An 18,772-nucleotide genomic window follows, 5' to 3' on the forward strand; every position below is an offset into this window, starting at 1 on the left:
CTGAGAGCAGAGTCGAAATGGATAGTGTGCAAGCAACCGCCAAGGAGCGCGGTGCGCACGCGGTCATGACACCGCTACGGACGCGACTCATGTGCGTCCTTTTGCCGGGACAAGTTCGAGATGGCCCGAGGCGAGATCCTGGAGCGCCCGAAAGAAATGCCGCCGCTCTGCGGGTGCGAGTATTGGCAAACCCAGAAGATCGGCGAACAGGGCGCCATCCAATGCCAGCATGATGAGTGCCGCGGTCTCGGTGCCACGCGGGGATCGACGCACGCGTTCGTACTGCACGCGGTACCACTCGCGCAGTGGGTCGAGAAGTGTTGGATCTTCCGCAGCTGCCGCGAGCAGCGCTGCGCCCATCTTCTGCATCTCGTCGTCGGGCATCGCTTCCACCTGGCTCGACAGCCAGGGGTCCGGATCTCCGGCAAACCTGCGCTCGTGATTGGCTTGTACCGCGTCGAACGCCCGGATCATCTCGTCGATCAGTGTCACGAACAAATCGCGTTTGGTCTTGAAGTGATAGAGAAACGCCCCTTTGCTCAACCCGGCCCGCACAACGACGGCGTCCAGTGTCAAGCGACTGGCACCTTCCTCCAGCACCAGTTCGCGGGCGGCCTGCAGGATGCGGTCGCGAGTTCGCTGGGCTCCTTGCTGGAGGCCGGGCTGCGCATCGGCGCTGCTATGGGCAGTGGACGGGGGGGGCAACTTTGTTTTCGCGCGGGGCGGCATGGTCGTGCTCCAAAAAAGCTTGAGTCATATACAGTCCAGACGGTATAGTAGAAGCCATACAACAGTCCGTCAAGACTTTTTCGGAGCGCAAGGAGCTGCCATGTCTCAAATTCTTGAACGCTATCGCCTCATTGCCATGATTTCTCCGCTACTGCTTCTTGCGGCCTGCAGCCATGCCCCGCACTCTGCCGATCCACCTCGCCTGGATGTACCGGCCCATTTCTCAAATGAAGAGGGAGGTGAAGGCATCTTGGACAAATCGTCCCGCCGTACTCTTCCCGTCGATTGGTGGACGGCCTACGGCGATCCGCACCTCAATGCCTTGGTCCGGGCGGCGCTGGAGCGCAATACCGAACTGACGATTGCGCGAGCGCGCGTGGACGAGGCATCGGCCGCCACGCGGCGAGCACGGGCCTCCCTGCTCCCCTCGTTGTCCGCGGGCACGCAGGCAACTCGAGGACGCGACTATTCAGAGAACGTTGCAATCGGCAATGATGGCCGCGCCACGTTGTCCGCATCGTGGGAGGCAGACCTGTCGGGACGGCTTTCGCAGGCAGCAGAAGGTGCGCGCCTGGATGCGGTGGCAGCCGAACAAGCGTGGGTTGCCACGCGGTGGCAGGTCGCGTTTGAAACAGTGTCGGCGGCTGTGCAGCAGCGCCAAGCCAGTGAGCTCGAAGCGCTAGCCGCGGCGCGGCTGGCATCCGCAGAACGACTCGTCTTGCTGATGCAACGGAAGTTCGAGGCCGGACAAGCTACCGGCTTCGACATCGAGCGTACCCGCGCCGGCGTCGTCGCACTGCGCGTGGAGCAAGAGCAACTGCGGCGTGCGCGCGGCGAGGCGACGCATGCACTCGATGTACTAGTGGGACAAACGCCCGGAGCGCCTGCAGCTTCCCCAACTCTTGCGTCGCTCGCCGTCCCGGACTGGACACCGACACGCATACCTGCGGACCTGCTGAGTGAGCGGCCCGACGTGCGCGCCGCCGAAGCGAAGTTCGCCGCCGAAACCGCGCGCTGGAACGCAGCCGAAGGCGAACGCTTCCCCAGGCTGGTGTTGGACCTGAGCGGCGGACGGCAGCGCGTAGAGAGTGTGGGAACCCGCATCACTGGAAACATTTTTTCACTTGGGGCCGGGGTGTCGTTGCCGATCTTCGATGGTGGCGCGATCCGTGCCGGCATCGAGACCGGAGAGGCGCGCAGCCGAGCTGCCCGTGCGGAGTTCGAGCGCACTTTGTTGAGTGCTTTGCAGGACGTAGAGAACGCATATCTCGGTTGGCATACGCAGCACGCAGCACTGGAGCATCAGGCCGAGGGTGTCGCAGTCGCGGAGCGTCAGCTCGATCGCAGCCGACGTCTGTTCGAGGCGGGACAAGTGGACGCCACGGTGGTGGCCGAGGCTGAGGCCGGGGTGCTGTCAGCGCAGGCTTCGCTGATCCGCACGCGGGCCGAGACAGCCATGCAATGGGGCGTCCTGGCAAAAGCATTATCCGGCTCTCCTGTTTGATCGCAGAAACATGCTGGAGCAGCTTGCGAAGGCTAGCTAAATAGCGTGACGCAAGGCGAAGGTGGTGAGGCCTGAGTGATGAGGAATGCGAACATGGAAATTCGACACCTGCGCTACTTTCTGGCGGTGGCAGAGGAGCTGCACTTTGCCCGAGCCGCAGAGCGCCTCCACATAGAGACATCGCCGCTGTCGCGCGCCATCAAGGAACTTGAGGAAGAGTTGGGCGTAGCGCTATTTGCGAGAACCACTCGGAGCACCCGCTTGACTCGTGCGGGCAGGCTCTTCTTTGAGAGCGTGCCGCGTGTCTTCGCAGCTTTGCAGCAGGCGCGCGACAGTGTGAACGCCGCAGCCAATGGCTTTCATTGCCAGCTCCGTATTGCATTGTCTGATGGAATCACGCCATCGCGCCTGCCTGCGTTGTTGGCGCTCTGCCGGCAGGAAGAGCCGGAAGTGGAAGTTCGCTTCTTCGAGGTGCCTTTGGCACAGCAAATCAAGGGATTGTGTGGCGAACTGTACGATCTCGGCTTCGCTCAATCGGATGAAGTCGGCGAAGGCATCATCGCCGTGCCGGTGTGGAGTGACCCTCTGATGGTAGCTGTGCCCGCACGGCACCCCTTGCTATCCCACAAACAGATTCCCCTAGAAGAGCTGTTGCGGTATCCGCTGGTGCTCTGCGACGCGGTGGCGTGTGAGGGCCATGCTCGGCAAGTTGAACGGGTGCTACGTCGCGTGGACATAGAGCCACTGATTGCCGAACGCGTGACTTCCAGCGATCTAATGATGGTCCTGGTTTCGGCGGGACTTGCACTAGGCCTCACAGGAGGCGCGCATATCACAGCCAGCAGGGAACAGGGGGTGGTCGCACGGCCGCTGACTGGACGTTCGCCAATGCTCACGACCTATCTACTACGGCCGGCCAGCGAGCCGTCAGAAATGCTGACTCGCTTCATGGAACGCGTTCATTCGATCAAATCTCCAGATGCCAAAGGTCGGCGGTAAACCATCACACAATCTCCCAAAGAAAATTAACCATGAAGAAGATTGCTCTCATATTGCTTTCCTCGACATTGGCAGCCTGCAGCCCATCTGGGAAACCAGATAAAGCCAACCTTCCGACAGTCGATGAATTAGCGCTCAATCCTGAGCGTCTGAAAGAGTTGCGCAAGCAATGCAAGTTGGATCGACCAATGCTGGGCGACCAACTATGTAACCGGGTTGCCGAGGCTACGCGAAAGCGCTTTTACGAAGATGGCGATGTGCCCCACACCACGCCTAAAGAGCCGCCGAAGTTCTAAGCTGGTGGTCATGCCGGAGTATGTATGCCGGATATGAAAAATTTGAAGGAGAATCGCAATGGGTTGGATCTATCTTGTTTTGGCTGGATTGTTTGAAATCGGATGGCCGGTCGGGCTGAAAATGGCGCAAGAGCCAACATCGCGTTGGAGTGGGGTCGCAGTAGCCGTCTCTTTCATGACAATTAGCGGCGCCTTCCTATGGCTTGCTCAGCGTCAGATACCGATTGGGACTGCTTATGCGGTGTGGACGGGTATCGGAGCGGCGGGAACTTTCTTAGTCGGAATTCATTTCTATGGCGACCCAACCTCCCTGATGCGATACCTTGGCGTGGCGTTGATCATCCTGGGCGTTATCACGCTCAAGTTATCGAGTTGATCGCTAGCTCCATTGGTAGCGTAGTCGCTAGGCGACCCAGCTCCCAGAGTGGATCGGGCGCTGGGAACTCGTACGGTCACCTCCTCTCTCTAGTCGCTATGTGACGAGCTTGCCGGCGCCTCGGGAGAGTTCGAGCCAGTGCGCGTAAGGCGGTGGGAGCACCCATTCCGGGTGGCTCCACCTTCAGTGCCTGCGCCAAGGTGACCTGAGTACGAACTTTGTAGCCAGTCAGGCAGTGAGTTCGGAGGGGATGCTATCGGATTGGATCCAGTTGCGCCGGATCGTCGCCGGCGGTTTGTAAGCATGCGCGCTATGCGGCCGCTGCTCGTTGTAGAACTGTCGCCAACGTTCGATCAGCACCTTCGCTTCGGTCCGACTGCGGAACCATTCGCGGTTGAGCAGTTCGTCGCCCATCGTTGCCTGCGAAGTCAGGACCAGCAGAATCCTGAGGGGAGTTCTCATCATGGTTTTCTCCGTTCAGACGCTTGGGATCAAGCGGCCGGAGACCACTACGCCTGCTTGGCTTTGCGCGCTGCCTCGACCAAGCTGTCGAGCCAGTCCTGATGGCCGTTGATCATCGGGTTGGGTTTGGCGTTGTGCAGCTCCTCGGCCGGTTTGCCCTTCTGAGTTTCCTGCGTGAGGATGCGCACGCGCCTGCCGTCCAGGTTCTCAACCAGCCAGGCGTGATGCACATCCAGGCGCGTATCTGTGCCTTCCTCGCCGGACCAGCCGTGCCAGGCCACGCGGCCGGGTTGCCCATCCGCAGGTGGCACGTATTCGTTGCACTGCCCCTCTACCGGGAAGCCGAAGGTCTCGAAGTAAAACCGATCGCCGTCGGCCAGTACCGGGCCTTTGCCGTCATGAAAGCACACGTTAGCCGAGTTGGCGTAGTAGCTTGGCCACAGCGATGGTGTGACGAGTAGAGGCCATACGTCGGCCGCGCTCAAGCCGGCGGCGATGATCTCATTGGAGGCGAAATTCTCAGTAAAGCCCGGCGTGTAGCCTTCGGGCCAGAGGATGGCGTTCTGTTGCTTGCTCATATCGAAGCTCCTTCACAAAATGTCGATGACGCAACAGGGGTGGCTGCGTCATTCAAGTGGTCATGGAGCAAATCATGAGCCTCCATCTGCAATAAGTGAAATCCTAAGTTTCTATTTTTGATATCATAAAATATGATATCAAGGCCTAGGTTCTGCCATCCACCGACTAGGCTATCTCGCAGCGGCGCTACGAAAGGGCGCGTCTCCAATTGAGCCGACTGATTGCTTATTTGTAGTGCGAGGTAGAGTTGTGCTGAGCATGACGATAGGAGCGATCTTGCCTACTTGTTGTTAGCACAGGAAGTGAACAGCAGTGCTCGTATCCAGCGATGTGCTGGATCGTGATGGGTGCGTTCGTGCCAAGCAGCCGTCTTGGTGAACCCCGGTATCTTCACCGGCGGCAGGGAGATAGCCAGCTTGTCCATACCGGCGACCAAGCGGCTCGGCAAGATCGCAACCATGTCACTGGCACGCAGGATGTCTGGCAAGATCAGAAAGCTCTTGACCGACAGTGTGACGCTGCGTCGTTTGCCCAACTGTTCTAGCGCATCGTCGGTGACGCCGCGGAAACCTCCACCATCGTAGGAAACAAGCGCATGGTCGAGAGCACAGAACTGTTTAACGGTCAGCTTGCGCCCCATAGCCGCAGGATGGTCTTCCCGCAGGACACACACATAGTGTTCCTTGAACAGCTCTCGGGCATGCAGATTTGGCGGAGTGATCTCTGGCGTCAGGAGGGCTAAATCGATCTGACCGCGCTCAAGCTGGTTCTGTAGCTGCCCGCTCTCGACTGGCACTAATGAGACTCGTACACGCGGTGCGTGCCGTTTAAGTGCCGATAGAAATGGGACAGCAACGGCACGCAGCGCATAGTCCGTCGCGGCGATGGAGAAGGTCAGTTGTGCGGTGGCCGGATTGAAGGAAGGTGGCTGGAGCAGCGCGTCGATTTCGGCGAGCACCTGCTTGACAGGCATCCCTAGATCCAGCGCCCGCTGCGTTGGAACGATACCCCGCTGCGAGCGCGCGAAAAGCGGGTCACCGAAGCTCTCGCGCAACCGCGTCAGCATGCCACTCAAGGCCGGCTGGGTTAGTCCCAGACGGGCCGCCGCCCGTGTCACATTGCGTTCGTCTAACAATGCGTCCAGCGCCTTGAGCAAGTTGAGATCCATACTCTTGATATTTTTCATTTTTATTCCAATCTTAAATATCATCGTTTTTCATGATATCTAAATATTGCCTATGAGTGGAAGCAAGGCCCATTGACGGCTTTTTTTGGGTAACTTGCTTGGAACTCTGTATGCGCCGCAGTGCGCTTTCGCTTGCGGCGCTTTTCTTTGACTCGCCACCGCGCTCATTCTTTCTTTTCCCTCGACCATTGTGCTGCGAACGGTCTTTGACCGGCACTAGCCCAGAACCGATCCTGACGCCTGCGACACCCCCTGTGCAACGCTTTCAATGAGACACCAGCGCAGGAGAAATCGGAGGACAGGTCATGCAAGGGACGAACGTTCTGTTCGGCCAGATCGCTGTGGTAATCGGCATCGTGATCGCCGGCGTCTGGGGCGCCACACAATGGACAGCAGCGACCCTTGGCTATCAAGTACGCCTCGGATCGCCCTGGTTCGATCTTCTAGGTGTACCGGTTTATCACCCGTGGCGCTTGTTCGAATGGTGGTTCTTCTTTGATGCCTACGCGCCGCACGTCTTCGACACAGGCGGTGCGATTGCGGGTGGTAGCGGTTTGTTCGCTTTACTCGTCGCCATCGCCATGTCGGTATGGCGTTCTCGGCAGTCGCGGCTGGTTACGACTTATGGTTCGGCACGCTGGGCCGATGCCGTCGACATCCGCAAAGCTGGACTGACCCTCCCGGCGGGCGTCTTCCTCGGCCAACACGACGACCAATACCTCCGACATGAGGGGCCGGAACATGTCCTGAGCTTCGCACCCACGCGCTCGGGCAAGGGCGTGGGCTTGGTGGTGCCTACGTTGCTTTCGTGGCCGGCGTCCGCCGTCATTCACGACATTAAGGGAGAGAACTGGAAGATCACGGCGGGCTGGCGTTCGCGCTTTTCGCACTGCCTGCTTTTCAACCCCACCGATAGGCAGTCGGCCGCCTACAACCCGCTGCTTGAAGTCCGGCGCGGCGCACATGAAGTGCGCGACGTGCAGAACATCGCCGACATTCTGGTTGACCCTGAAGGTGCGTTAGAGAAGCGCAATCATTGGGAGAAGACCAGCCACGCGCTACTGGTCGGTGCAATCTTGCATGTTCTGTACGCAGGCGAGGACAAGACGCTGCGCGGCGTCGCCAACTTCCTCAGCGACCCGGCGTGTCCGTTCGAGCTGACGCTGCACCGGATGATGACGACGAAGCACCTGGGCGATGCGCCTCACCCGGTTGTCGCATCCGCTGCCCGCGAAGTGCTCAACAAGTCGGACAACGAGCGATCGGGCGTGCTCTCCACCGCCATGTCGTTTCTCGGCCTGTACCGCGACCCGACCGTGGCCGAAGTCACATCGCGCTGCGATTGGCGCATCGCCGACCTGATTTCCGCCGAGCACCCGGTATCGCTCTATCTGGTGGTGCCGCCCTCCGACATAAGCCGCACCAAGCCGCTGATCCGGCTCATCTTGAACCAGATCGGGCGGCGGCTGACCGAATCGCTCGACGGCAGCGATGGCATCGCGCGCCGGCACAAGCTGCTGCTGATGCTGGACGAGTTTCCGGCGCTGGGTCGCCTCGATTTTTTCGAGTCCGCGCTTGCCTTCATGGCCGGCTACGGCATCCGCAGCTTTCTCATCGCTCAAAGCCTGAACCAGATCGACAAGGCGTATGGGCAGAACCATTCCATCCTCGACAACTGCCATGTCCGGGTGACTTTCGCCACCAACGACGAAAGGACGGCGAAAAGGATTTCCGAAACCCTCGGCACCGCCACCGAGCTTCGCGCGCAGCGCAACTACGCGGGCCACCGCCTCGCTCCGTGGCTGGGGCACCTGATGGTGTCGCGTCAGGAAACTGCACGTCCGCTGCTGACGCCCGGCGAGGTGATGCAGCTTCCACCTGAGGACGCCGTAGTCATGGTGTCCAGCGTTGCCCCGATCCGCGCGAAGAAGCTGCGTTACTACGTCGACGCCAATTTCAAGGATCGCGTCCTGCCACCGCCCGTGCTCGCAGTCGGGAGGTACGCCGACGCGCCGCCAGCCCGCCCCGACGACTGGAGCGGCTTGGCGATCCCGGCCGTACCTACGGCGCCGACCTCGGTATCCGCCGATGGTCCGGGCGGCACCGATGACGGCGGCCCGCGCCGCCAGCTCGAACTCTCCGAAACCGTCGCCTACGAGCCCGAGTTGGACGCGTGTGCGAACGACCTGGAGCTGCTCGATGACGACGACCTGGCGCTCCCGCTTCCCGGCCAGCTCGACCCGGCCATGCAGCGCACGGCCCGGCTGGCTTCTCTCGACCCCAACGACGGAATCGACCTATGAGCCAATACCGCCTCAATCTTTTCATCCAGCCCGAGCACGCCAAGCGCCTGGATGAACTTGCCGCCAAGAAAGGCGTGTCCAAGTCCTCCATCGTCGCAGCGGCCTTGGCGTCCTGGCTGTCACCCGATGCGGGCGACCAGCGTGAGGCCGCCATTGCCAAGCGGCTGGATCGACTGTCGCGGCAGACCGAACGCATGGAGCGCGACCAGAACATCCAGATCGAAACGCTGGCGCTGTTCATCCGCTATTTCTTGACCATCAGCACGCCGGTGCCAGAAGCCCACAAGGACGCGGCCCGCGCCCAGGGCAAAGCGCGCTTCGAGCAGTTCGTCGAGCAGTTGGGTCGCCACCTGCTGCGTGGCCGCAGTCTGGTGCGCGACGTGGTGGAGGAACTGCACCCCGATCCGATGCGGATGGATGACGCAGCAGCGATGGCGTCCGCCGATGAGCGAGCTGCAGAGCGTGCGTCATGAGTGCCGTTCCGCAGATTCCGCCTGAATCTCGCTCATCCGCCGCGGCGTCCCAGGATCGCCGCATCCAGATGCTGCGCACGGCGATGGGGCCGCTGATCGCCGCTGCGCTCGAAGATCCGGATGTTGTGGAAATCATGCTCAACCCCGATCGCACCCTGTGGGTGGATCGGCTGTCGTCGGGTCGCTCGCCGCTGGGCGTGGAGATGCCCGAGGCCGATGGTGAACGCATCATCCGCCTGGTCGCCGCGCATGTCGGCGCGGAGGTGCATCGCGGCCAGCCGCTCTTGACCGCCGAGTTGCCGGAAACCGGCGAGCGTTTCGAGGGCATCCTGCCTCCGGCCGCCCCGGGGCCAGCCTTCGCGCTACGCAAGCGGGCCGTGAGCATCATCGGCCTGGATCGCTACGTGGCCGACGGCATCCTGACCGCCGGGCAGGCCGAGTTCCTGCGCCGCGCCGTGCGCGAGCGGCAGAACATCCTGATCGCCGGCGGCACCAGCACCGGCAAGACCACGCTGGCGAACGCGCTGCTGGCCGAGATCGCCGCCACAGGCGACCGCGTGCTGGTGCTCGAAGACACCATCGAGCTGCAATGCGCGGCCCGCGACCATGTGCCGCTGCGCACCCGCGCCGGCGTCGTCACAATGACCGAGCTGGTGCGGGCCACGATGCGCCTGCGGCCTGACCGCGTGATCGTCGGCGAAGTGCGTGGCGGCGAAGCCCTGGACTTGGTGAAGGTCTGGGGCACCGGCCACCCCGGCGGCATTGCCACCATCCATGCCGGCTCCGCCTTGGGCGCACTGCTGCGTCTGGAGCAACTGATCCTCGAAGTGGCAGTGAATCCGCCCCGCGCCCTGATCGCCGAGGCGGTCAACGTGGTGATTCACATCGCAGGCCGTGGCCGCAAACGTCACGTCGAAACCATCTCCCGTGTCGTCGGCTTCGACGGTGCGGGCTATCGCCTGACAGATGCGCTGGAAACGCCGTTTCCCGAGCTGCCGCCGGTTCCTCTTGCAGCCGCTGCCGCTGCGCCTTCCTCGACCCCTGACCAACCTGGAGAACTGCCATGACGCACGTTGATGCTTTCCGTCTTTCCGTAAATCCTATTTCTCGCCTGTCCAGCATGGCGCGGCTGCGCCACCTGGCCCGTCCCGCAGGGCAAGGGCTGCTGCTGGCCGCGCTGATGCTGTTGCTGGCGGGCACGGCGCAGGCCGCCGGTTCCTCGATGCCGTGGGAAGGGCCGCTGACCTCCATCCTCGAATCCATCCAAGGGCCAGTCGCCCGGATCGTGGCGGTGATCATCATCATCTCGACGGGGCTTGCGCTGGCGTTCGGTGATACCAGCGGCGGCTTTCGCAAGCTGATCCAGATCGTGTTCGGCCTGTCCATCGCGTTCGCCGCGTCCTCGTTCTTCCTGTCGTTCTTCAGCTTCTCCGGAGGGGCCGTCGTATGAGTAAGGCCACCGATCTTCCGGGCTTTGAAGTGCCGCTGCATCGCTCGCTGACCGAGCCGATCCTGCTGGGCGGTGCGCCGCGCACCGTGGCGATTGCCAACGGCACGCTAGCCGCCGCCGTCGGGCTGGGCCTGCAACTGTGGATTCCCGGCGTGGTGCTCTGGATCGTCGGCCACTCGCTGGCCGTATGGGGTGCGCGCGTCGATCCGCAGTTCATGCAGGTCTTCGCGCGGCATATCAAACACCGCCCGCTTCTGGACGTGTGAGGGGAGGACGCCATGCTGAACCTTGCCGAATATCGTCAGCGCCCGGCCTTGCTTGCCGACTGGCTGCCCTGGGCCGGGCTGGTCGCGCCGGGCGTTGTGCTGAACAAAGATGGTTCGTTTCAACGCACGTTCCAGTTTCGCGGCCCCGACTTGGACAGTGCGACACAGGGCGAGCTGATTGCCACGTCGGCGCGGCAGAACAACGCGCTTCGCCGTACCGGGTCTGGCTGGGCCTTCTATATCGAGGCCGAGCGGATGCGGGCATCGAGCTATCCGCAATCCTCCTTTCCCGAACCACTGTCCTGGCTGGTGGATGAGGAGCGACGCGCGGCGTTCGAGGAGTCGGATGGCCATTTCGAGAGCGTCTATCACTTCACGTTGCAACACCTACCGCCGCAAGAGTCTCGCGCCCGTGCGGCTGGGATGCTGTACGAGAACCGGCCCACTGAGGGTGTGGACTGGCGTGGTCGGCTTGATTCCTTCGTGGCAGAGACCGATCGCGTGTTCGACCTGCTCGATGGTGTGATGCCGGAGATTGCCTGGCTGGACGATAGCCAGACGCTGACCTACCTGCATGCCACAGTCTCCACGCGGCGCTATCGCGTCGGCGTGCCCGACGTGCCGTTCCATATCGACGCACTGCTGGCCGATGCCGCGCTGGTCGGCGGCCTGGCGCCCATGCTGGGCGATCAGCACCTGCGCGTGGTGTCGGTACGAGGCTTCCCGACCTCGACCTGGCCGGGGATCTTGGACGACCTCAACCGCCTGGGCTTTGCGTATCGCTGGAGTACGCGCTTCCTGTGCCTGGACAAAGCCGAGGCGGAACGGGAATTGGGGCGCTTGCGGCGCCAATGGTTCGCCAAGCGCAAGAACGTCATCGCGCTGCTGCGCGAAACGATCTTTCAGCAGGAAAGCCCGCTGGTCGATACCGATGCCAGCAACAAGGCCGCCGACGCCGATGCCGCCTTGCAGGAGCTGGGCAGCGATCAAGTCGCCTTCGGCTACCTCACCGCCACGGTGACGGTGCTCGACGCCGACCCGGCCGTGGCCGACGAGAAGCTGCGCATGGTGGAGCGCGTCATCCAGGGCCGGGGTTTCGTGACCATCCCCGAAACCCTCAACGCAGTCGATGCCTGGCTGTCGTCCGTCCCCGGCAACGCATACGCGAACGTGCGTCAGCCCATCGTTTCGACGCTGAACCTGGCGCACATGATGCCGATGTCAGCGGTATGGGCTGGGCCGGAGAAGAACGAACACCTCGATGGCCCGCCGCTGATCGTCACCCGCACCGATGGCGCGACGCCGTTCCGGCTGGTGACGCACATCGGCGACGTGGGGCACACCCTTGTCGCCGGGCCGACCGGCATGGGCAAGTCGGTGCTGCTCGCCATATTGGCCATGCAGTTCCGGCGCTACTTCGGCTCGCGGATCTTCGCCTTCGACATGGGGCGCTCGATGCGCGCCACCATCCTCGGCCTTGGCGGTGAGCACTACGACCTCGGTGCCGATGGCGGCATCGCCTTCCAGCCACTCGCGCGAATAGCCCACGAGGGCTACCGCACCTGGGCCGCCGAATGGGTGGAGGGCCGGCTGCTGCACGAAGGCGTGACGGTCGGCCCGGACGAGAAGGCTGCCATTTGGTCGGCGCTGCGAAGCCTTGCCGGTGCGCCAGTGGAGCAGCGCACCATGACCGGCTTGTCGGTGTTATTGCAGTCCAACGCGCTGCGCCAAGCGCTCGCGCCCTATGTGTTGGGCGGCGCCCACGGCAAGCTGCTGGACGCTGACCACGACCGGCTGGGCATGGCCGACGTGCAGGGCTTTGAGATGGAAGAACTGATGCACAGCCCCGCCGCCGTGCAAGCAGTGCTGCGCTACCTGTTCGCCCGCTTCGACGAACGTTTTGACGGCGCGCCCACGCTGCTGATCCTCGATGAAGCGTGGCTGTTCCTCGATGAGCCGTCCTTCGCGGCCCGCATCCGGCAATGGCTCAAGACGCTCAGAAAAAAGAACGTCAGCGTCATCTTTGCCACGCAGTCGCTGGCCGACATCAAGGACTCGACCATCGCGCCAGCCATCATCGAAAGCTGCGCGAGCAGGATCTTCTTACCTAACCCGCAGGCCACCGAGCCGCAGATTCGCACGATCTACGAAGGCTTCGGCTTGAACAGCCGCCAGATTGAGATCGTGGCGACCGCACAGCCCAAGCGCGATTACTACTACCAGTCGCGCCTCGGCAATCGCCTGTTCGACCTCGACCTGGGGCCTGTCGCGCTCGCATTCGCGGGCGCATCCACCCCTCAAGACCAACGCGATATTGACCGCGTGCTGACGCAGGCCGGCGCTCCCGGCTTCGCCGGCGCGTGGCTGCGCCATCGCGGCCTCGGCTGGGCCGCCGACCTGCTGCCGTCCGCTCCGGCGGCAGCTTCCTTTCTCGCTTCTCAACCGCTGGAGGTTTCACCATGAAGACCAAGCCCCGTTTGCTCTCTGTCTCACTCGCTGCCGTGCTGTCGGTATCGCTGCTGGCCGTGCAGCCCGCATCCGCGCTGACGGTGTTCGACCCGTCCAACTTCGTGCAGAACACGCTGACCGCCGTGCGCACGCTGGAACAGATCAACAACCAGATCAACCAGCTTCAGAACGAGGCGCAGATGTTGATGAACCAGGCCAGGAACCTGGCAAATCTCGACTTCAACATCGTCAACCGCCTGCGCTCGACGCTCGCCACCACCGAGCGCCTGATCGCCGAGGCGCGCGGCTTGGCCTACGACGTGCAGAGCATGGATGCCACGTTCGCCCGCCTGTACCCGGAACAGTACGCCGCCACCATCAGCGGCGACCGCATGGCACAGGACGCCCGCGAACGCTGGCAGAACACCTTGAACGGCTTGCACACCGCGATGCGGATGCAGGCGCAGGTGTCGCAGAACCTCGCCCAAGACGAAAGCGCGCTGGCCGATCTCGTGAGCCAGAGCCAGTCGGCCACCGGCGCGCTGCAAGCGATGCAGGCGACGAACCAGCTCCTGGCTTTGCAGGCCAAGCAGTCGATCCAGGCGCAGCAGCTCCAGATCACGCAAGACCGGGCCGCTTCACTGGAACTGGCGCGGCAAGCGGCGGCTATGGAGCGCGCCCGCGAAGTGCGGCGGCGCTTTCTGGGCACCGGCACGCCGTACACGCCGCAGTCCGTCAACTTCTATAACAACTGACCGGAGGCGGCCATGCGATGCGCTTCCGTCCTGATGGCCGTGCTGCTGACCGCGTGCGGCCAGCAGCCGGCCGAGAACCTGGCCGACGCCCTGGCCGCAGATCCGGTGCGGCTCAAGGCGTTGCGCGGGCAATGCGCGGCCGACCGGCAGGCCGTGGGCGAGGATGCCTGCCGCGCCGCCGCTGAAGCCTTCCGGCGGCGCTTCTTCGCCGGCCATACCGGGCCGGATGAATACAACTCGCTGGCTGAACTCCCGCCGATTCCGCCGAGCTTCGATACGCCCGCAGATGAATTGCCAGAGGGCGCCGTTCCGCTCACTCCGCCCGAGGATTCGCCATGAACGACGTGACCATCATCGACCGTTTCCTCGATACGTTCTCGCGCTACATCGACTCGGGCTTCGGCTTATTGCAGGGCGAAGTGGCATTTCTCACCGCCACGCTCATCGTCATCGACATGACGATCGCTGGCCTGTATTGGGCCATGAGCCACGCCACCGGCCAGGGCGACGACGTGATCGCCAAGCTGCTGCGCAAGGTGCTCTGTGTCGGCGCGTTCGCCTACATCATCGGCAACTTCAACTGGCTGGCGAGCATCGTGTTCCGCTCGTTCGCCGGCTTGGGAATTACCGCTACCGGCTCGGCCATCACGATGGAGAACTTCCTTCAGCCGGGCCGGCTGGCGAAGACCGGCATCGACGCAGCCGCGCCGATTCTGGAACAGATCGGGGACATGGCTGGGTTCCCCGAGGTGTTCGTGAACATCGACCCTATCGTGGTTCTGTTCATCGCCTGGCTGGTGGTGATCCTCTGCTTCTTCGTGCTGGCCGTACAGCTTTTCATCACGCTGATCGAGTTCAAACTGACTACGCTCGCCGGCTTCGTCTTGATCCCGTTTGCACTCTGGAACAAGACCTCGTTCCTCGCGGAAAAGGTGCTAGGCAACGTGGTGTCGTCAGGCATCAAGGTCTTGGTGCTGGCCGTCATCGTCGGCATCGGTTCAGGCCTGTTCGCCGAGTTCCAGGTGCATCCCGACGAACCATCCATCGACCACGCGCTGGTCGTGATGCTGGCCTCGCTCGCGCTGCTGGCGCTGGGCATTTTCGGCCCCGGTATCGCCACCGGCCTGGTGTCCGGTGCGCCACAGCTTGGTGCGGGCGCGATGGCTGGTGCTGCGGTCGGGGCTGTCGGCACCGGCGTTGCCATCGGCGCCGCCGTAACGGGCGTGGGCGGCGCCGTCATGGCCGGGGCACGAATGGCCCCGGCGGCCGCAAAGCTGGCCGGTGCCGGTGCGCGTGCCGCGACTTCGGCGGCCGGCAGTGCCCGATCGGCGTTCCAGGCCGGTTCCGCTGCGGCCGGCGGCGGTGCCAAGGGCGCGGCGGCTGGCCTCGGCAATGTCGCCAAGACTGGCGCACAAGCCGCAGGCCGCAGCGTCACCTCTGGTGCTTCCGCTGTTGGGCAGAAGGTGGCCGACTCCTTCCGCGCTGGCTGGAACGGCACAGAAGCCGGCAGCGACGGTGCTGGCCCCGGCCAGACCGCAGACGGCACCGCAGGCTCGCAGAAGCAACAGCAACCGGCCTGGGCCAAGCGGATGCACCGCCGCCAGCAGGCTACCCATGCCGCGACCACTGCCGCCCACACGCTGCGCGGCGGCGACGGCGGCGGCTCCGGGCAAGGCCCGAGCCTGCGGGATTCCGATACCTAACCTTCAAGGAGAACACCCATGCGATTCAAACGACCGCAGGTGCGCTACGCCGATACGCCGCAGCCTGCCACCCCGTATCAAGCCGCCGCCCAGGTGTGGGACGACCGTATCGGCTCCGCCCGCGTGCAGGCGAAGAATTGGCGCCTGATGGCCTTCGGCTGCCTAGTGCTCGCGCTGTTGATGGCCGGCGGCCTGGTGTGGCGCTCGGCGCAGTCCATCGTGACGCCCTATGTCATCGAGGTCGATCAAGCCGGGCAGGTGCGCGCCGTGGGAGAGGCCGCCACGCCGTACCGGCCCGGCGACGCGCAGATCGCGCACCACCTGGCGCGCTTCGTGACGCTGGTTCGCTCGCTGTCCATCGACCCCATCGTGGTGCGGCAGAACTGGCTCGATGCCTACGACTACACCACCGACAAGGGCGCGGCGGTGCTCAACGACTACGCCCGCACCAATGACCCATTCGCCCGCATCGGCAAGGAATCGGTAACGGTGCAAATCACCAGCGTGGTTCGCGCGAGCGACACGTCTTTCAACGTGCGCTGGACAGAGCAGCGCTATGTCAACGGTGCGCCCGCCGGCACCGAACGCTGGAACGCCGTGCTTTCGACCGTCCTGCAAACCCCGCGTACTGAACAGCGCCTGCTCAAGAACCCATTGGGTATCTACGTCAACGGCCTGTCATGGAGCCGCGAACTGGATTCTTCCGAAGGAGCCAAACCATGAAACTTCGTTTCCGCCTTTACGTTGTTCCTTTGACGCTGCTGGCCCTCGCGGGCTGCGCCTCGCAGGGGAAGCCGCCGCCATCCATCTCGCTCGACGAGACGGTGCTGGCCCAGCCGTTGCCCGAACCGCCCAAGCCCGTCGAAGTCGTCGCCGTCCCTGAACCGCTGGCGCTGCCGGCGCAGTTGAAGCCCCTGCCGGAACTCGATGAGGCCCCCGTTGCGCCGGAGCCGGCCGACGAAAAGGTGCGCGTTTCCCGTGCCAATGCAGAAGCGCGTATCGCGCCTACCCGTGAGGGCTACGTCAACGCGATTCAGGTGTGGCCGTTCACCGATGGCGCGCTTTATCAGGTCTATGCGTCGCCGGGGCGCGTGACGGTGGTTTCGCTTCAACCGGGCGAGGAACTGGTAACGGTCGCCGCCGGCGATACCGTGCGCTGGATCGTGGGCGACACGTCCAGCGGCGGCGGGGCCGATCTGCGCGTCAATGTGCTGGTCAAGCCTATCCGCTCCGGTCTGAAAACCAATCTCGTCATCACCACCAGTCGGCGCACCTACCTGCTGGAGCTGACCTCGACCGAGAGGGCATGGATGGCGTCGGTGTCCTGGGACTATCCGAAAGACCGAATGCTCGCGTTGCAGCGCCAGGCGCAGGCAGCGCAGGCAACAACGCCTGTCGATACGGGCCTGTCGCTGGACAAGATCCGCTTCCGCTACGCGGTATCGGGCAGCAACCCGCCGTGGAAGCCTCTGCGCGCCTTCGATGATGGAGAGAAGGTCTATATCCAGTTCCCGCCGGGCATCGCCCAGGGCGAGCTGCCGCCGCTGTTTGTCATCGGCGCGCAGGGCGACGGGCAACTGGTGAACTACCGTTTTCGCTCGCCGTACTACGTCGTGGATCGCCTGTTCGGCGCGGCCGAACTGCGGCTGGGCGGCGATGGCGGCGACGTGGTGCGGATCGAGCGCACCGATGGTGTTGCACGGAGGAACTGACCATGAGCCAGGATGACACTCCCGACCTTGCCGCGCCGCAGGCGGACAAGGTGGCGCCGGAGGCAGTGGCGCTGCGCGCCCAGCCGCGTCCAGTCACACGCCTGAACCGGCGCTCGCTGGCCATCCTTGCCGGCGTCCTAGCGGTCGCCGTGCTCGGCGCGCTGATGTGGTCGCTGCAACCTCATCGACGCAGCACAGGCGAGCAGACCGAGCTTTACAACGTCGATCGCGTGTCAAAGTCGGAAGGACTGGATGCGCTGCCGACGGACTATTCCAAGCTGCCGCCGGCGTTGCTGCCTGCCGTTCCCGAACTAGGGCCACCGCTGCCGGGCGATCTTGGCCCGGCTATCGTGAAGTCGCAGCAACCGGCGACGGCTGCCTACGCGGCCCCCGGTCACGACCCGAACGATGCCCTGCGAAAAGAAGCCGAGGCGGCCGCGGCCTCGTCCGTGTTCTTCCGCTCGGGTGGGCAGAATGCGGCGCCGGTAGCGCAGACACAGGTGGCCGCTGCGCCGGGCTTCGCCGCCAATGCGGCGTTTGACCCGCTGGCGGCCGGGCCGGCCTCCACGGCGGCCCAACCTGCTGACCCGACAGCGGTGCAAAACCGGCAAGACCAGAAAGAGGCTTTCATGAAAGCTGGCCCCACTGAAACCCGTAATTCCGGCAATCTGACTCTGCCAATTTCGCCGTATCAGGTTATGGCCGGAACAGTGGTCGCAGGTGCCTTGGTGACGGGCATCAAGTCGGACTTGCCCGGCGACGTGATCGCCACGGTGACGGAGCCGGTCTATGACACAGCCACCGGGCGCTTCCTGCTGATTCCGCAGGGTTCGCGCATCCTGGGCAAATACAACAGCCAGGTCAGCTACGGGCAGAGCCGCGTTCAAGTCGTCTGGAACCGGATCATCCTGCCGGACACGTCTTCGCTCACGCTCGACAACCTGGCCGGCACCGACCCAGCCGGCTATGCCGGGCTGGAGGACGATGTGGACTACCACTGGGGCCGCATCTTTGCCGGTGCGGCACTCACCACGCTGCTGGGCGTCGGTGCCGAGCTGGCCGCGCCGGAGAACCGGCAGGATGGTGATCGCGTCATCATCGCTGGGCGCGACAGCGCGCAGGACAGCATCAATCAGGTCGGCCAGGAGATGACCCGGCGCAACCTCAACATCCAGCCGACCTTAACGCAACGGCCGGGCCTGCCGGTTCGCATCATCGTCAACCGGGATCTGGTGCTGCGGCCGTACCAGCCGCTGTTCTTCAACCGGGGGACTTCACGATGAGCACGACCAAGAAGCTGCGGCTCGGCCCGCTGCCGAAGACCGAGAGCACCAAGCTGACTTTCGTTTGCCCGACCAGCTTGAAAGTCGACCTCGACCGCTACGCCGCGCTACACGCGCAGGCGTATGGCGAGGCCGTTGATGCGGCGACGCTGATCCCGCATATGCTGGAAGCGTTCATGGCGGGGGATCGAGGATTCAGGAAGGGCACGGCGACCCGCAGCACACCACCGAAGCCGCCATGATTGCAC

General features: G+C 63.6%; 20 protein-coding genes and 1 pseudogene. 17 read left to right on the forward strand and 4 right to left on the reverse strand.

The features are described 5' to 3' along the window. Positions 1–87 precede the first annotated feature (87 nt). Positions 88–729, reverse strand: coding sequence for a TetR/AcrR family transcriptional regulator (locus tag BRO63_RS14450; protein ID WP_023093369.1), 642 nt, complete (start codon positions 727–729; stop codon positions 88–90). 100 nt (positions 730–829) lie between these two features. On the opposite strand from BRO63_RS14450, the gene BRO63_RS14455 reads away from it, so the two are divergent. From BRO63_RS14455 to BRO63_RS14470, 4 genes are all read left to right on the forward strand, one after another. Beyond that, the gene (locus BRO63_RS14455) at positions 830–2,233 is read left to right on the forward strand and encodes an efflux transporter outer membrane subunit (RefSeq protein WP_000078291.1); all 1,404 of its coding nucleotides are present in this window, start codon (positions 830–832) and stop codon (positions 2,231–2,233) included. A 93-nt stretch (positions 2,234–2,326) separates the two neighbouring features. Beyond that, positions 2,327–3,232, forward strand: a complete 906-nt coding sequence (locus tag BRO63_RS14460) for a LysR family transcriptional regulator (protein ID WP_000405670.1) — start codon at positions 2,327–2,329, stop codon at positions 3,230–3,232. Between the two features lie 32 nt (positions 3,233–3,264). After that, positions 3,265–3,528, forward strand: a complete 264-nt coding sequence (locus BRO63_RS14465; RefSeq protein ID WP_000717310.1) for an EexN family lipoprotein — start codon at positions 3,265–3,267, stop codon at positions 3,526–3,528. Between the two features lie 58 nt (positions 3,529–3,586). Then, a complete protein-coding gene (locus BRO63_RS14470) occupies positions 3,587–3,904 on the forward strand; it encodes a DMT family transporter (protein WP_000539741.1) in 318 nt (105 codons plus the stop codon). A gap of 228 nt (positions 3,905–4,132) precedes the next feature. Here the strand turns inward: BRO63_RS14470 and BRO63_RS14475 are convergent. The 3 genes and pseudogenes from BRO63_RS14475 to BRO63_RS14485 form a co-directional block, all read right to left on the reverse strand. Then, positions 4,133–4,312: pseudogene (locus BRO63_RS14475) on the reverse strand (integrase core domain-containing protein); the annotation flags it as partial. A 101-nt stretch (positions 4,313–4,413) separates the two neighbouring features. Continuing rightward, positions 4,414–4,944, reverse strand: coding sequence for a hypothetical protein (locus BRO63_RS14480; protein ID WP_000043569.1), 531 nt, complete (start codon positions 4,942–4,944; stop codon positions 4,414–4,416). A 281-nt stretch (positions 4,945–5,225) separates the two neighbouring features. Then, a complete protein-coding gene (locus tag BRO63_RS14485) occupies positions 5,226–6,131 on the reverse strand; it encodes a LysR family transcriptional regulator (RefSeq protein ID WP_023093368.1) in 906 nt (301 codons plus the stop codon). 305 nt (positions 6,132–6,436) lie between these two features. Here BRO63_RS14485 and BRO63_RS14490 point away from each other — a divergent pair, with 305 nt between their 5' ends. Genes BRO63_RS14490 through BRO63_RS14550 form a run of 13 tightly spaced genes read left to right on the forward strand, consistent with a single transcriptional unit; the run spans position 6,437 to position 18,766 of the window. Next, entirely contained in the window at positions 6,437–8,434 is a 1,998-nt protein-coding gene (locus BRO63_RS14490; RefSeq protein ID WP_001163195.1) for a conjugal transfer protein TraG, read from the forward strand. Beyond that, positions 8,431–8,907, forward strand: coding sequence for a ribbon-helix-helix protein, CopG family (locus BRO63_RS14495; RefSeq protein ID WP_000085131.1), 477 nt, complete (start codon positions 8,431–8,433; stop codon positions 8,905–8,907). The genes BRO63_RS14490 and BRO63_RS14495 overlap by 4 nt, the downstream gene beginning before the upstream one ends. Then, positions 8,904–9,974 carry a P-type conjugative transfer ATPase TrbB gene (trbB, locus tag BRO63_RS14500; protein ID WP_023093367.1) on the forward strand — a complete coding sequence of 357 codons (1,071 nt, stop codon included), beginning with the start codon at positions 8,904–8,906 and terminating at the stop codon, positions 9,972–9,974. Before BRO63_RS14495 ends, trbB begins: the two co-directional genes overlap by 4 nt. Continuing rightward, entirely contained in the window at positions 9,971–10,357 is a 387-nt protein-coding gene (locus BRO63_RS14505; RefSeq protein WP_000150010.1) for a TrbC/VirB2 family protein, read from the forward strand. Before trbB ends, BRO63_RS14505 begins: the two co-directional genes overlap by 4 nt. Further along, entirely contained in the window at positions 10,354–10,623 is a 270-nt protein-coding gene (locus BRO63_RS14510) for a VirB3 family type IV secretion system protein (RefSeq protein WP_003092280.1), read from the forward strand. The genes BRO63_RS14505 and BRO63_RS14510 overlap by 4 nt, the downstream gene beginning before the upstream one ends. Positions 10,624–10,635: 12 nt before the next feature. Then, positions 10,636–13,086: a conjugal transfer protein TrbE gene (gene trbE, locus BRO63_RS14515; RefSeq protein WP_000933135.1), complete on the forward strand. Its 2,451-nt coding sequence runs from the start codon at positions 10,636–10,638 to the stop codon at positions 13,084–13,086. Next, complete coding sequence (trbJ, locus tag BRO63_RS14520) at positions 13,083–13,826, forward strand: P-type conjugative transfer protein TrbJ (protein ID WP_003092277.1); 744 nt, start codon at positions 13,083–13,085, stop codon at positions 13,824–13,826. The genes trbE and trbJ overlap by 4 nt, the downstream gene beginning before the upstream one ends. Positions 13,827–13,838: 12 nt before the next feature. Next, positions 13,839–14,165 (forward strand): hypothetical protein, encoded by a 327-nt coding sequence (locus tag BRO63_RS14525; RefSeq protein ID WP_014603538.1) that lies wholly within the window; start codon positions 13,839–13,841, stop codon positions 14,163–14,165. After that, entirely contained in the window at positions 14,162–15,529 is a 1,368-nt protein-coding gene (gene trbL, locus BRO63_RS14530; RefSeq protein WP_023093366.1) for a P-type conjugative transfer protein TrbL, read from the forward strand. Before BRO63_RS14525 ends, trbL begins: the two co-directional genes overlap by 4 nt. A gap of 18 nt (positions 15,530–15,547) precedes the next feature. Then, positions 15,548–16,252: a conjugal transfer protein TrbF gene (gene trbF / locus BRO63_RS14535; RefSeq protein WP_001211312.1), complete on the forward strand. Its 705-nt coding sequence runs from the start codon at positions 15,548–15,550 to the stop codon at positions 16,250–16,252. Then, positions 16,249–17,241, forward strand: a complete 993-nt coding sequence (trbG, locus tag BRO63_RS14540; RefSeq protein ID WP_000776560.1) for a P-type conjugative transfer protein TrbG — start codon at positions 16,249–16,251, stop codon at positions 17,239–17,241. Before trbF ends, trbG begins: the two co-directional genes overlap by 4 nt. Before the next feature lie 2 nt (positions 17,242–17,243). Continuing rightward, a complete protein-coding gene (locus BRO63_RS14545; protein ID WP_003092274.1) occupies positions 17,244–18,524 on the forward strand; it encodes a TrbI/VirB10 family protein in 1,281 nt (426 codons plus the stop codon). Beyond that, positions 18,521–18,766 carry a DUF2274 domain-containing protein gene (locus tag BRO63_RS14550; RefSeq protein ID WP_000108283.1) on the forward strand — a complete coding sequence of 82 codons (246 nt, stop codon included), beginning with the start codon at positions 18,521–18,523 and terminating at the stop codon, positions 18,764–18,766. Before BRO63_RS14545 ends, BRO63_RS14550 begins: the two co-directional genes overlap by 4 nt. Positions 18,767–18,772 lie beyond the last annotated feature (6 nt).

It is taken from the genome of Achromobacter xylosoxidans, assembly GCF_002192695.1.
In the GTDB taxonomy this organism is placed as follows: domain Bacteria; phylum Pseudomonadota; class Gammaproteobacteria; order Burkholderiales; family Burkholderiaceae_B; genus Achromobacter; species Achromobacter xylosoxidans_C.

Coding starts and splice junctions, on each gene's coding strand:
- BRO63_RS14450 (WP_023093369.1), bottom strand. CDS start 729: ATGCCGCCCCGCGCGAAAACAAAGTTGCCCCCCCCGTCCACTGCCCAT.
- BRO63_RS14455 (WP_000078291.1), top strand. CDS start 830: ATGTCTCAAATTCTTGAACGCTATCGCCTCATTGCCATGATTTCTCCG.
- BRO63_RS14460 (WP_000405670.1), top strand. CDS start 2,327: ATGGAAATTCGACACCTGCGCTACTTTCTGGCGGTGGCAGAGGAGCTG.
- BRO63_RS14465 (WP_000717310.1), top strand. CDS start 3,265: ATGAAGAAGATTGCTCTCATATTGCTTTCCTCGACATTGGCAGCCTGC.
- BRO63_RS14470 (WP_000539741.1), top strand. CDS start 3,587: ATGGGTTGGATCTATCTTGTTTTGGCTGGATTGTTTGAAATCGGATGG.
- BRO63_RS14480 (WP_000043569.1), bottom strand. CDS start 4,944: ATGAGCAAGCAACAGAACGCCATCCTCTGGCCCGAAGGCTACACGCCG.
- BRO63_RS14485 (WP_023093368.1), bottom strand. CDS start 6,131: ATGAAAAATATCAAGAGTATGGATCTCAACTTGCTCAAGGCGCTGGAC.
- BRO63_RS14490 (WP_001163195.1), top strand. CDS start 6,437: ATGCAAGGGACGAACGTTCTGTTCGGCCAGATCGCTGTGGTAATCGGC.
- BRO63_RS14495 (WP_000085131.1), top strand. CDS start 8,431: ATGAGCCAATACCGCCTCAATCTTTTCATCCAGCCCGAGCACGCCAAG.
- trbB (WP_023093367.1), top strand. CDS start 8,904: ATGAGTGCCGTTCCGCAGATTCCGCCTGAATCTCGCTCATCCGCCGCG.
- BRO63_RS14505 (WP_000150010.1), top strand. CDS start 9,971: ATGACGCACGTTGATGCTTTCCGTCTTTCCGTAAATCCTATTTCTCGC.
- BRO63_RS14510 (WP_003092280.1), top strand. CDS start 10,354: ATGAGTAAGGCCACCGATCTTCCGGGCTTTGAAGTGCCGCTGCATCGC.
- trbE (WP_000933135.1), top strand. CDS start 10,636: ATGCTGAACCTTGCCGAATATCGTCAGCGCCCGGCCTTGCTTGCCGAC.
- trbJ (WP_003092277.1), top strand. CDS start 13,083: ATGAAGACCAAGCCCCGTTTGCTCTCTGTCTCACTCGCTGCCGTGCTG.
- BRO63_RS14525 (WP_014603538.1), top strand. CDS start 13,839: ATGCGATGCGCTTCCGTCCTGATGGCCGTGCTGCTGACCGCGTGCGGC.
- trbL (WP_023093366.1), top strand. CDS start 14,162: ATGAACGACGTGACCATCATCGACCGTTTCCTCGATACGTTCTCGCGC.
- trbF (WP_001211312.1), top strand. CDS start 15,548: ATGCGATTCAAACGACCGCAGGTGCGCTACGCCGATACGCCGCAGCCT.
- trbG (WP_000776560.1), top strand. CDS start 16,249: ATGAAACTTCGTTTCCGCCTTTACGTTGTTCCTTTGACGCTGCTGGCC.
- BRO63_RS14545 (WP_003092274.1), top strand. CDS start 17,244: ATGAGCCAGGATGACACTCCCGACCTTGCCGCGCCGCAGGCGGACAAG.
- BRO63_RS14550 (WP_000108283.1), top strand. CDS start 18,521: ATGAGCACGACCAAGAAGCTGCGGCTCGGCCCGCTGCCGAAGACCGAG.